9 protein-coding genes and 1 pseudogene are annotated in these 11,750 nt (G+C 56.6%); 5 read left to right on the forward strand and 5 right to left on the reverse strand.

The window, feature by feature from the left end; translation table 11 throughout:
* Positions 1-195: 195 nt before the first annotated feature.
* Positions 196-765 carry an RNA 2'-phosphotransferase gene (locus tag AO242_RS17945; protein WP_218927845.1) on the reverse strand — a complete coding sequence of 190 codons (570 nt, stop codon included), beginning with the start codon at positions 763-765 and terminating at the stop codon, positions 196-198.
* 222 nt (positions 766-987) lie between these two features.
* On the opposite strand from AO242_RS17945, the pseudogene yfcF reads away from it, so the two are divergent.
* Positions 988-1,562, forward strand: a pseudogene (gene yfcF, locus AO242_RS17950) (glutathione transferase).
* A gap of 36 nt (positions 1,563-1,598) precedes the next feature.
* On the opposite strand, the gene AO242_RS17955 reads toward yfcF, so the two are convergent.
* Together AO242_RS17955 and AO242_RS17960 are read right to left on the reverse strand one after the other, a co-directional pair.
* Complete coding sequence (locus tag AO242_RS17955) at positions 1,599-2,909, reverse strand: ATP-binding protein (RefSeq protein ID WP_099269780.1); 1,311 nt, start codon at positions 2,907-2,909, stop codon at positions 1,599-1,601.
* 50 nt (positions 2,910-2,959) lie between these two features.
* Positions 2,960-3,664 carry a response regulator gene (locus AO242_RS17960; RefSeq protein WP_099269781.1) on the reverse strand — a complete coding sequence of 235 codons (705 nt, stop codon included), beginning with the start codon at positions 3,662-3,664 and terminating at the stop codon, positions 2,960-2,962.
* A gap of 150 nt (positions 3,665-3,814) precedes the next feature.
* Here AO242_RS17960 and AO242_RS17965 point away from each other — a divergent pair, with 150 nt between their 5' ends.
* Positions 3,815-4,978, forward strand: coding sequence for an efflux RND transporter periplasmic adaptor subunit (locus AO242_RS17965; protein WP_099269782.1), 1,164 nt, complete (start codon positions 3,815-3,817; stop codon positions 4,976-4,978).
* Positions 4,978-8,103 (forward strand): efflux RND transporter permease subunit, encoded by a 3,126-nt coding sequence (locus AO242_RS17970; protein WP_099269783.1) that lies wholly within the window; start codon positions 4,978-4,980, stop codon positions 8,101-8,103. The genes AO242_RS17965 and AO242_RS17970 overlap by 1 nt, the downstream gene beginning before the upstream one ends.
* Positions 8,104-8,370: 267 nt before the next feature.
* Here AO242_RS17970 and AO242_RS17975 read toward each other — a convergent pair whose 3' ends face one another.
* Together AO242_RS17975 and AO242_RS17980 are read right to left on the reverse strand one after the other, a co-directional pair.
* Complete coding sequence (locus AO242_RS17975) at positions 8,371-9,108, reverse strand: leucine-rich repeat domain-containing protein (protein WP_099269784.1); 738 nt, start codon at positions 9,106-9,108, stop codon at positions 8,371-8,373.
* Between the two features lie 128 nt (positions 9,109-9,236).
* Entirely contained in the window at positions 9,237-9,764 is a 528-nt protein-coding gene (locus AO242_RS17980) for a hypothetical protein (protein WP_257153458.1), read from the reverse strand.
* Between the two features lie 227 nt (positions 9,765-9,991).
* Between AO242_RS17980 and AO242_RS17985 the strand changes: the two genes are divergently transcribed.
* Positions 9,992-10,420 carry a DUF2231 domain-containing protein gene (locus tag AO242_RS17985; protein WP_027899270.1) on the forward strand — a complete coding sequence of 143 codons (429 nt, stop codon included), beginning with the start codon at positions 9,992-9,994 and terminating at the stop codon, positions 10,418-10,420.
* Positions 10,417-11,709 (forward strand): PQQ-dependent sugar dehydrogenase, encoded by a 1,293-nt coding sequence (locus tag AO242_RS17990; RefSeq protein ID WP_099269785.1) that lies wholly within the window; start codon positions 10,417-10,419, stop codon positions 11,707-11,709. Before AO242_RS17985 ends, AO242_RS17990 begins: the two co-directional genes overlap by 4 nt.
* The last annotated feature ends 41 nt before the right edge of the window (positions 11,710-11,750 follow it).

The following is an 11,750-nucleotide window of genomic DNA, read 5'->3' on the forward strand; positions in this document are numbered from 1 at the left end:
CTGAAAGACCGCATCAAGCCCTCTCGCCAACAAGTTGCCTCCTACCTGACTCGGCGCCAATCGGTAGGAGCGAACTTGTTCGCGAGACGGTATATCTGAAAGACCGCATCAAGCCTTCTCGCCAACAAGTTGCCTCCTACCTGACTCAGCGCCAATTGGTAGGAGCGAACTTGTTCGCGAGACGATAGACCTGAATCACCGCAGCCAACACTCAACCGAAGTTCTGCTCAGAAACTCAACCGGTACGGACTCCACCAACCACACGCCATTGTCAGCCTGAAAAAACTGCATGCCTGCATTTCTCATGGCTTGGGTGTCTACGGTAAGCAGTACAGGTTTTCCATACCGCTTGCCTACCTCGACGGCAGTTTCTTGATGTTCCGACAGATGAACATGGTGTCTGCTGCCAGGGATCAGTCCTTGCGCCTCGATGGACGCCATGAAACGCTCGGCGGTGCCGTGATAAAGCACGGCGGGCGGCACCTTTTCGTCAAGTTGTAGCTGAACAAGTGCGGTGCTGTGACCTTGCGCAGCTCTTATACGCTGGCCGTCTTCGGAGACCGTGAAACGCTTCTTTTCATTGGTATTCACCACCTCGAGCAGCATCGGGTGATCAAACGTGTGACCGCGCTGTCCGGCGTTTTCTATCAGCTTTCCAATGTCTGCCCAGCCGTCGCGATCCAGCGTGAGCGCGATGGATTCAGGGCCGTGGCGCAGCACATAGCTGAGGAACTTGCTGAGGTCATCTCGTTGTTTTTTGTTCAAGGAAATGTCCTTATTCATGAGTGTTCAGGCGCGTTATTGTTCTTGGCGAAACGGGAACAGGCAAGCGCGTCTGTCTTTATTCCCCATTGGAATACGCCCATGAAAATCATGAATTTTATTTATCTCCATGAACCTCGTAGCGTGTCGTCTTCTGCATAAGGAGATGAACCCGTGAATAACCTGCGTTTGTATGTTGACTCGCAATTGACCAGCCCCTACGCCATGTCGGCTTTCGTAGTACTGCGCGAAAAGGGCATCGAATTCGAACTGATTCCTGTGGATCTGGAGGCGTCTGAAAATCAGTCAGCTGATTACGCCAGCCTTTCGCTAACGCAACGGGTACCAACACTGGTACATGGCAACTTTGGACTGTCCGAGTCGTCAGCGATCACCGAGTATCTGGAAGAGGTTTTCCCCGAGTCTCCGGTTATCCAAAAAATCCCAGGCAGCGTGCAAAAGCGCGGCAGGTTCAGGCATGGATTCGCAGTGACTTGATGCCCATTCGTCAGGAGCGCTCCACGCTGGTTGTGTTCTATGGCGTCAAGGCCGGCCCGTTATCGCCGGATGCCGAGTCCGCAACACGCAAGCTGTTCAGCGCAGCACAAGCACTGCTTGCCGACAGCCCAGAGTACTTGTTTGGCGAGTGGTCAATCGCCGATGTGGATCTGGCCGTGATGCTGAATCGGCTGATACTCAATGGCGACTCAGTGCCGCCAGCACTGGTGGAATATGCCCAGCGCCAATGGCAACGGCCGAGTGTGCAGGAATGGGTCGGTTTGCAGCGTCCGCCGTTGTAGCTGGGTGCCTGTGATGTCCGCTATTGCCAATAGCGGTCATCCGGCCTTGGCAAACGGCAAAAATATCTCAAACCTGGCGCCACCCAGCGTTGACGAGCCCACCGTAATATTCCCGCTCTGGCATTCAATGGCGCGTCGACTGATTGCCAGCCCCAACCCGAACCCGCCCGTGTCGCGATCACGGCTTCTGTCCATTCGGTAAAACGGCTCGAAGATGCGTTCCTGTTCGTGGGCGGGGATACCGATGCCGTCGTCCTCGACGCTGAACACCAAGCCGTTTTCAGGATGCCTGCGTGCACTCACTTTGACCTGCTTTTCACAGTATCGAATTGCATTGTTGATCAGGTTCTGGAGTGCGCGTGCGGTGAGGCGCGGGTCGAGTACGAACCGTTCGGGCGTAGTTTCAAATTGCAGAATCAGGCTGAAGTTCCGGCTTTCCTGCTCGTCGATAAACCCGCCCAGAACGCTGTCCAGATACGCCTGCACGGGCACCTCTTGCAGATCCGGAAGTTGATAGGGCGATTGCAGGCGAGTGTACGAGAGCAGCTCGTCAATCAACGAGTCCAGTTCCCGTACATGGCCGATCATTTGTTCAAGCCGCAGCTTTGTCGGCGGCTCCAGTGGGTCGGCCATGACCAGTGCCATGCCGAATTCCAGCCTCGATAAGGGCGTGCGCAGTTCATGGGAGACGGCATTCAGTAGCTCTTGCTGCTGATTGAGCAGGCCTTCGATGTCCTGAGCCATTTTGTCGAACACCTGGGCCAGGTCGCCGATGTTCGAGCGCGGTGATATTTGCGTGCGTTCAGCGAGGTTACCCTTGCCCAGCATCATCGCGGTGCGCTTGAGACGTTGCAGGTCGCGCCAGTGTGGTCGCACCCATATCAACATGCAGCCCAGCAGTGCCGCACCCACCAGAATATTCATCAGCCAGTAGATGATGTTGATATCGACCGGGGGATCCGGAGATACCAGCTTGATGACCTTATCACCGGGCAACAGCGTCAAGGCCGTGCCCCATTCGCCGTAATAGCCTCTGCGCACGGCGTTCTTGCCTTGCACGAGGTCGGCGCGCTCGCTGTCGTTCAGGCTCGCATCAGTCAGCGGGATGACCCTGAGCTGCAGAGGGGCAAAGTCTTCATGCAACTCGCGCTCGAGCGCGGGCCACTGGTCTTGCGGTGTGTGCATGAAACGCACCTGAATCAGCCGCAGCGTGCCTTTGATCTGCTGCTGGTTGTAGGTGACGGTGCGCTCATCAAACAGTTTCAGTACCAGTTCTGGCACGGTATACAGCGCTACGCCGTACGTCACCAGCATGATCAGGTAAAGCCGGGCGAGCATCTTGAACATGGCGATTGATCAACTGTGAAGGTCAGAAGGAGGACAGGGCGGTGAACGGGTTACTCATCCCATTCGGAACGGCTCAACAAGTAACCTTTGCCCCAGACGGTTTTGATCTTGCGCGGTTCGCCCGGAGCATCTTCAAATTTGCGCCGCAGTTTGGAAATCGCCACATCCACCGATCGGTCGACCCCGTTGAACTCGATGCCGCGCAGTTGCTGGATCAACTGATCCCGGCTCAGGACTTCACCTACGTGACGAGCTAGTACCAGGAGCAAGTTGTATTCACCTGACGATAATTCCACGTCTTGCTTGCGCCATTGCACCTGACGTTCAGTCTGGTCGATGAGCAATTGGCCGAGCACGATTTGCTGGCTGTTTTCACGAGGTGTGACGGCGGGTGTGCTGCGTCGCAACAGGGTGCGAATCCGGGCCAATAGCACCCGCGGCTCACAGGGCTTGGCAACGTAATCATCGGCACCGGTTTCAAGGCCGAGTATCTGATCGTCGCTTTGGTCGCGGGCGGTGAGCATGAGAATGGGCAAGCCGGGTTTTTCGTCGCGCAATTGCCTGCATACATGCAAGCCGTCCAGCCCAGGCAGCATCAGGTCGAGAATGACCAGGTCCGGGTTCAGCCGATGCATGCTTTCGAGCGCGCGGTCGCCACGGTTGATCACCGCCACGTTGTATTCGAAGCGCTGCAGGTAGCTGGCAATCAGCTCAGACAGCGCCGCGTCATCCTCGACAAGCATTATCCTGGTCATTCTTCGGGCCGTTTCGCAAAGTGAGCAGCATAACCACGGCATGCCGTATTGGTACGAAGCCTTAACACTTCTTCACATCTTTCCAACACTTGTTTACATGCGCCCTGGCGCGCGTCTTTAGCATGGCGTTATCTTCAGGGGAACGCCATCATGCCGTCTTTTTTTCGTCTCGATCCACGCCGTTTGCTGTTGTGTGCCGGTCTTGTTGCGCTGACCGGCTGTGGTGAGCCACCGGCCCAGCAGCAGATGCCACCGCCGCAAGTCAGCGTCGAGACCGTCAAGACTCAGCCCCTGACCATCACCACAGAGTTGAATGGACGTCTGGTTTCGCCGCGCACCGCCGAGGTTCGTGCGCGAGTAGCAGGTATCGTGCTGCAGCGGGTTTATCGCGAGGGCACTGACGTCAAACAGGGCGATATCCTGTTTCGCATTGATCCTGCGCCGTTTCAGGCGGATGTCGACAGCGCTGAGGCCGCTCTTCGCAAGGCAGAGGCCAACCAGTATCAAACCCGCTTGCAGGCAGAGCGTTACGCCGAGTTGGTGAAGATCAACGCCGTGAGCCGTCAGGAGTCGGAAAACGCCCGGGCCAGCTTTCTGCAGGCCGATGCGGACGTGGCTTCAAGCCGGGCGGCGCTTAAACGTTCACGCTTGAGCCTGGGCTATGCAACCGTTACCGCGCCGATATCCGGGCGTATCAGCAAGGCACTGGTCACAGAAGGCGCGCTGGTGGGGCAGGGCGATGCGACCCCGCTGGCAACCATTCAGCAATTGCAGCCCATTTATGCCGACATCAATCAGTCCACCCGCCAGATCAGCGAGCTGCGCAGTTCGTTGCGTCAGGGTCATTTGCAGCAACTGGAACAGGGCCAGATCACCGCGACGCTGATCCAGGAAGATGGCAGCCCTTACCCCATCAAAGGCAAGTTGCTGTTCTCCGACCTGACCGTTGATCAAAGTACCGGCCAGATCGTGCTGCGCAGCGAGTTTCCCAACCCGCAAAGCGAGCTGTTGCCGGGCAGTTTCATCCGGGTAAAGCTGGATCAGGCCCGCGTTGAGCAGGGTATTACTGTTGCCCAGCGCGCAGTGCAGCGCGACGCGGCCGGCAAAGCATTGGTCCTGGTCGTCGACGCGGAAGGCAAGGCTCAGGAACGCGCCGTCGAACTGGGTGATGTGCAAAACAACCGCTGGATCGTGAAAACCGGCCTCAGTGCGGGAGACCGGGTGGTGGTGTCGGGCTTGCAGCATGTTCAGCCTGGAGCGGCAGTGACTGCTGAAGAACAGGGTGCGCCAGCCTCTGCTCAGGAGCATAAGTAATGCCACAGTTTTTTATTGATCGGCCAGTATTTGCCTGGGTCATCGCGTTATTTATCGTGCTCGCGGGTCTGTTGGCGATACCTAACCTGCCCGTCGCTCAATACCCCAGTGTCGCGCCGCCGCAAATAGAACTGACGGCCACGTATCCCGGCGCGTCCGCCCAGACCATCGATGAAAGTGTGGTCAGCCTGATCGAGCAGGAACTGAACGGTGTTAATCACCTGCTCTATTTCAGTTCCAGCAGCAGCCAGAACACGGCCACCATGACCGTGACTTTCCAGCCGGGCACCGATCCCGAGCTGGCCAAGGTCGATGTGCAGAACCGGTTGAAAGTGGTTGAACCTCGCCTGCCTCGTGCCGTCACTCAGCAAGGCTTGCAGATCGAGGAAACGTCAGCGGGCTTTCTGATGATCGCGACACTGACCTCCATGGACGGGCGTCTGGATGAAATTGCCCTGAGTGACTATCTGACCCGTAATGTGGTCAACGAACTCAAGCGTCTTGATGGTGTGGGCAAGGCGCAGTTGTTTGGCTCCGAGCGCGCGATGCGGATCTGGATCGATCCGCAGAAGCTCGTGGCGTTCAACCTGACAGCGGCTGATGTCAGCCTCGCTATATCCGAGCAAAACGTACAGGTCTCAGCCGGGAGCATCGGCGACTTGCCGTCGTCATCCGATCAGGAGCTGACGGCGACGGTCATGGTTAAAGGGCAACTGAGTTCGCCGCAGGAGTTCGCTTCGATTGTGCTCAAAGCCAACCCCAACGGCTCCAACGTAACGGTCGGCGACGTGGCGCGGGTTGAAGTCGGTGGCCAGAATTACAACTTCGCGACCCGCCTCGACGGTAAGGCATCAGTCGCGGTGGGGGTGCAATTGGCGCCTGCGGGCAACGCCATGAGTACTGCGACCCAGGTCCGGGAGAAACTGGATGAGCTGTCGCGGTACTTCCCGGCCGGGGTGAAATACGACATTCCTTACGACACATCGCCCTTCGTCAAAGTATCGATCACCAAAGTCATCTACACCCTGGTGGAGGCCATGGTGCTGGTGTTCATCGTGATGTTTCTGTTCCTGCAGAACATTCGCTATACGCTGATTCCGGCCCTTGTGGTGCCCGTGGCGTTGATGGGCACATTTGCCGTGATGTATGTGGTTGGTTTTTCCATCAACGTACTGACGCTGTTCGGCATGGTGTTGGCCATCGGCATTCTGGTGGATGATGCGATTGTGGTGGTGGAGAACGTCGAGCGGTTGATGGTGCAAGAAGGCTTATCGCCCAAAGAGGCTACGCGCAAGGCCATGACCGAAATCAGCAGCGCGATCATCGGCATCACACTGGTGCTGACCGCGGTGTTTATTCCCATGGCCTTCATGCCCGGCTCGGTCGGCGTGATCTATCAACAGTTCTCAATCTCCATGGCCGTCGCCATTGTGTTCTCGGCGTTCCTGGCCCTTAGCCTGACACCGGCGTTGTGCGCGACATTACTCAAGCCTATTCCTGCTGATTCACATCACGAGAAGAAAGGCTTTTTTGGCTGGTTCAACCGACGTTTTGATCGTCTCAGCGACGGTTATGAAAGCTGGGTGAGCAAGGCCGTGCGCCAGTTGGGCCGTTACATGCTGGTGTTCGTGGTGTTGGTTGGCGTCATGGGCGTGCTGTTCACCCGTCTTCCATCCTCGTTCCTGCCGGTTGAGGATCAGGGCTACACCATCACGGATATTCAGCTGCCGCCGGGCGCCAGCCAGAACCGCACCATCGAAATCGCCAAACAGATCGAAGCGCATAACGCACAGGAACCCGGTATCGCCAATACGGTGATGATTCTCGGCTTCAGCTTTTCCGGGAGCGGGCAGAACGCAGCGCTGGCGTTTACCACCTTGAAGGATTGGTCGGAACGGACAGCACAGGATTCTGCGCAATCCATCGCCGACCGTGCCAGCGCTGTGTTTTTTGGCCTCAAGGACGCCATGGTATTTAGCCTTTTGCCGCCGCCGGTAGAAGGTCTGGGCACGTCAGGTGGGTTTGAAGTGCGCTTGCAGGATCGCGGCTCACAGGGTTACGACGCATTGCGGCAGGCGCGTGACGATCTGCTGGGCAGGATCAGTAAAAGTCCGATTCTGCAGAACGTGCGCGAAGCCTCGTTGGCGGAAACTCCTCAGGTCAACATCGAGGTGGACCGTCAGCAAGCCAATGCCATGGGCATTTCATTTGCCGACATCGCAAACGTGCTGTCGACGTCGTTGGGTTCTGCTTACGTGAATGACTTTCCGAATCAGGGGCGTATGCAGCAAGTGATTGTGCAAAGTGAAGGTGATCGCAGGCAGCAGGTGGATGACCTGCTGAAGCTGGAAGTCAAAAACAGTCAGGGTCGTATGGTCCCGGTGTCAGCCTTCGCCAAGGTCAACTGGAGCAAGGGACCGGCGCAGCTCAATCGCTACAACGGTTATCCCTCGGTGAGCCTGTCCGGTGAACCGTCGCCGGGTCATAGCACCGGTGAAGCCATGGAAGAAATGGAGCGTCTTGCTTCGGGGCTGCCATCCGGTTTTGCTCTGCAATGGACCGGCTTGTCGTTGCAGGAGCGTATCTCGGGTGGTCAGGCTCCGCTGTTGCTCGGCCTGTCGATGCTGGTGGTGTTTCTGTGTCTGGCAGCGCTCTATGAAAGCTGGGCGATCCCGGCTGCGGTGCTGTTGGTCGTACCGCTGGGGATCATCGGTGCGGTGCTGGCGGTGACATTGCGTGGCATGCCTAACGATGTGTTTTTCAAAGTGGGGCTGATCACCATTATTGGTCTGTCGGCGAAGAACGCCATCCTGATCATCGAGTTTGCCAAGAGCCTGCATGATCAGGGCATGGACCGGGTCGAGGCGAGCATTCAGGCTGCGCGCCTGCGGCTACGACCGATCATCATGACCTCGCTGGCCTTCATACTCGGCGTGGTGCCATTGGTCTTTGCTTCAGGTGCGAGTTCGGCCAGCCAGCAAGCCATCGGCACCGGCGTAATCGGCGGCATGCTGACGGCAACCCTGGCGGTGGTTTTTGTCCCGGTGTTCTTTGTGCTGGTCATGGGGATGGTGGAAAAGGTCAGGCCGAAGGCGAAAGTCGACGAGGGCATGACGCGTGATTAAGTTGTCGCTGCTCGCCGTTGCCGGTCCCTGAAACCGCGCAGCAAACGGGGACCTGTAGGAGCTTGCCCGCGATAGCGTCAGCACAGCCGATATATTTATTGACTGAAAGACCGCATCGCGGGCAAGCGCGCTCCTACAGATAAAAGCATTCCAAACCAGATAGTTTTTTTGGTGAGAGTGCGCCCGGTGTCCGTGAAGCACACATGAACCCTGTAGGAGTGAGCTTGCTCGCGATAGCGGTAGATCTGTTAAGAGGATGCCGACTGGTTATTCAGCAGATGATGCGTCGACCACCATCTGTTCGAATTGCTGAGTCAGTTTTTCAAACCGTGGCGCATCACAAACGGGGCAGAGGAAAGGCATTCTGCGCCCGGTGAACATCGAGGTGAATGCATCACACTTGACGCAACGCAGATGCGTTTTTACGTGCGCAGTCAGCGGTTCTGCGAGCTGCGCGTTTAACTTGCCTGCAAGGAAGGCGATCTGCGTCCGCTGGAACTGATTTGTCAGGCTCAAATACCGAAGGTTCGAGCAGCGAGCAAGGCTGGAGATATCGTCGGTCTCGAGCTTCATATTTGCTATGGAAAGCCTGTTGAGATTGGGAATACGCGATACCGACTCGATTGAGTCAAGGCGCAGCGGCGCCGATCCTCCACCCACATTTCCGGACAGGTGCAGTTCGGTGAGCTCGCTCAAGGTTTCAAGCCCGTCCAGTCGACGCAGTTTTGGGAAGTCTCCAATTGTCAGGTGCGTCAAACCTTTCAACCTGAAAACAGGTTCAAGCGATTCAATTTTAGTCGCCCATTCCAACCGTAACTGGCGCGTTCTGACAAGCGTCTCGATCCCGTCGAGTGTGGGCAGTTTAATGTTGTAAAGGCGTAACTCAGTCGCGATGCACCTGGACAGAATGACAGGCCATACTTTGGCTGAGATATTCCTCAGATCAAGCTCGTTTCTTTCTGCCAGCTCTTGTTCGGCGAATTCTCTATCGAGTAATAAAGCCATTGTCCGGATCTACCCAACTGTTTCATGACGTGAGTGAGTGTTTAGGGCGCCCGAGTATAGGCATGCTCGCGATTCACCGGATTGATTTCAGATCAGGTTCCACTGTTTGTAGAGTGAGCCCCCAAGCGTTACTCAATACGGGACACCCAGGTTGTGGTTATCCCGTCTGACTCAGGAGGTAGCTCGTTCAGCAGAACGGCTTCCTCGTCACCTTGATTAAGGAAAATGATGAAGTCTCCGGTCTCGAAAAGGATCTTGAAACCCACCAAGTGTCCTTTCTGATTTGGCCATGTATCAACCATTCCGATGACGTCTTCAACGGCAATATTGACCAGATGAGAGGCCTCAAGATCCTGAAGTAAGTCCTCTCTAAGCCACGAGCAGGTGTCTCCAGATTCAAGGTCGAAGGAGATGGGCGGTTCAAGCGGGAGCAAATCCGCACCCACGCTTTCACCGTTACTCAGCAGATACATTGACAGGTAACCGTGCTCGCCGAGTTGCCACTCGATCGACCCTTTACCGATCAGACATTTTTCGCCATTGAAATAATATTGATCATGCAAAATCCCTGGCACTTTCCGGCCAATCAACGTGCGCGCGTTAATGAGGTTCTGGGCGCTTCTGTCTGGTTTTGATGTCATGCGGGCGTTCACCACTGAATGATTCCTTGGAGTTTAAACCCGGCTTGAAGGACGACGCCCTCAGCCTATGGACGAGTAAGAGAATCTATTTTCAGACTCTTTTTCAAAATATTTCGACATGAAATGCACTGAACTAACGCGTCGGCACAACGATCATTTTCTTTGCGCAGTCAGCGCGACCCTGTCTGCCAGTGCATTTGCGCTGAGTATTGCTCAGGGTCGCTCAACGATAAGGAGCCGCCGTGACCGTTACTACTCACCCCCTTTACCGGACTACACCTAGCCCGCTACACGCGATCTTGCTTGCCGGTACCGTCCCGCTGTTTCTCGGTGCTTTGCTGAGTGACATCGCTTACGCCCAGACCTACCAGATTCAGTGGGCCAACTTTGCCTCCTGGCTGATTGCCGGAGGGCTGCTTTTCTGTGGCTTGGCGTTGTTGTTTGCACTGGTCAATCTGATCCGTGCAGACCACAAGGCAGGCCGTCCGGTCGCTTATTTCCTGCTCCTTCTGGTTACGTGGGCGCTGGGCCTGATCAACGCGTTCGAGCATGCGAAGGACGCTTGGGCGATGATGCCGACAGGGCTGATTTTATCTGTAGTCGTAACGCTGCTGTCCGTTGTTGCGGCGTGGACCGGGCTTACCAATCTGCGTTCGGGAGGTGCGGAATGAAGCATTCAGGCGCATTGACCGTTTTGAGCATGTCGTTGTTTTTGAGCGCCTGTGGTGGCGATGGCGAAAGCACCCAGGCACGCGGTCCTGATCCAAAGCTGCCGGAACCGCAACGCACGCTCCTGCCGAGCATGAAGATTGCCGAGCCGGTGGCCTGGGGTGATCAAAAGCCCACTGTTCCCGAGGGCTTCAGCATCACCGCGATTGCGACTGACCTGAGGATTCCGCGTCAGACGCTGGTCCTGCCCAACGGCGATATTCTGGTTGCAGAAGGACGTGGCGGCAGCGCGGCCAAGCTCAAACCCAAGGACGTGATTGCCAGTGTGATCAAGGCCAAGGGCAACACCCAAGTCAAAGGCGGCAACCGTCTGACCTTGCTGCGTGATGCTGATGGCGACGGCAATTACGAGTTGAAGACGCTTTTCGCTGAAGATCTCAACGCGCCTTATGGCCTGGCCTTTGCTAACGGCAAGCTCTATGTCGCCAATCAGGACGCATTGGTAAGTTTCGATTATCAGGACGGGCAGACCAAAGCCAGCGGTGCTCCCACCAAGCTCACCGACCTGCCTTCGCAGATCAACCACCACTGGACCAAGGCGCTGACGATTAGCCCGGATGGCCGTTACCTGTATGTCGGGATCGGTTCGAACAGCAACGTCACTGAGCGCGGTATGGAGGTCGAGATCGACCGTGCCATGGTCTGGCAGATCGATGCTGAGACCGGGGCGCACAAGCCTTATGCAACAGGCCTGCGTAACCCGACGGCACTGACCATTCAGCCTGAAACCGGGAAGTTGTGGACGGTGGTCAACGAGCGTGACGAACTGGGGCCTGATCTGGTGCCGGATTATCTGACGTCGGTGAAGGAGGGCGGTTTCTACGGCTGGCCTTACAGCTATTGGGGCCAGAACGTCGACCCGCGTGCGCAACCGCAGAATCCTGAAAAGGTCGCCTCGGCGATCAAACCGGATTACAGCCTCGGCTCGCACGTTGCGGCGCTCGGCGTAGATTTTTCCATCCCTGCCATGGGTGACAAGTTCGCCAACGGTGTTTTTGTCGGCGAGCACGGCAGCTGGAACCGTCCGAATCCGGTGGGCTACAAGGTGATCTTCGTACCGTTCAACAATGGCAGCCCTGCGGGTGAGCCGGTTGATTTTGCGACTGGCTTCCGCGGCGCGGACGGGAAAACCCGCGGTCGTCCGGTGGGTGTGACGGTGGACCCGAAAGGTGCGCTGATCATCGCCGACGATCTTGCCAACACTGTCTGGAGAGTGACGCGTAATCGTTGAGTCCAGTGCCCCGAGGTGAGAGATCGCTTCGGGGCCATATC

The organism is Pseudomonas sp. ICMP 561 (genome assembly GCF_002699985.1).
Lineage (GTDB): Bacteria > Pseudomonadota > Gammaproteobacteria > Pseudomonadales > Pseudomonadaceae > Aquipseudomonas > Aquipseudomonas quasicaspiana.

Bases quoted from the DNA above. Each gene is read 5' to 3' on its own strand.
- AO242_RS17955 (WP_099269780.1), bottom strand. From the start codon at position 2,909: ATGTTCAAGATGCTCGCCCGGCTTTACCTGATCATGCTGGTGACGTAC.
- AO242_RS17960 (WP_099269781.1), bottom strand. From the start codon at position 3,664: ATGACCAGGATAATGCTTGTCGAGGATGACGCGGCGCTGTCTGAGCTG.
- AO242_RS17965 (WP_099269782.1), top strand. From the start codon at position 3,815: ATGCCGTCTTTTTTTCGTCTCGATCCACGCCGTTTGCTGTTGTGTGCC.
- AO242_RS17970 (WP_099269783.1), top strand. From the start codon at position 4,978: ATGCCACAGTTTTTTATTGATCGGCCAGTATTTGCCTGGGTCATCGCG.
- AO242_RS17975 (WP_099269784.1), bottom strand. From the start codon at position 9,108: ATGGCTTTATTACTCGATAGAGAATTCGCCGAACAAGAGCTGGCAGAA.
- AO242_RS17990 (WP_099269785.1), top strand. From the start codon at position 10,417: ATGAAGCATTCAGGCGCATTGACCGTTTTGAGCATGTCGTTGTTTTTG.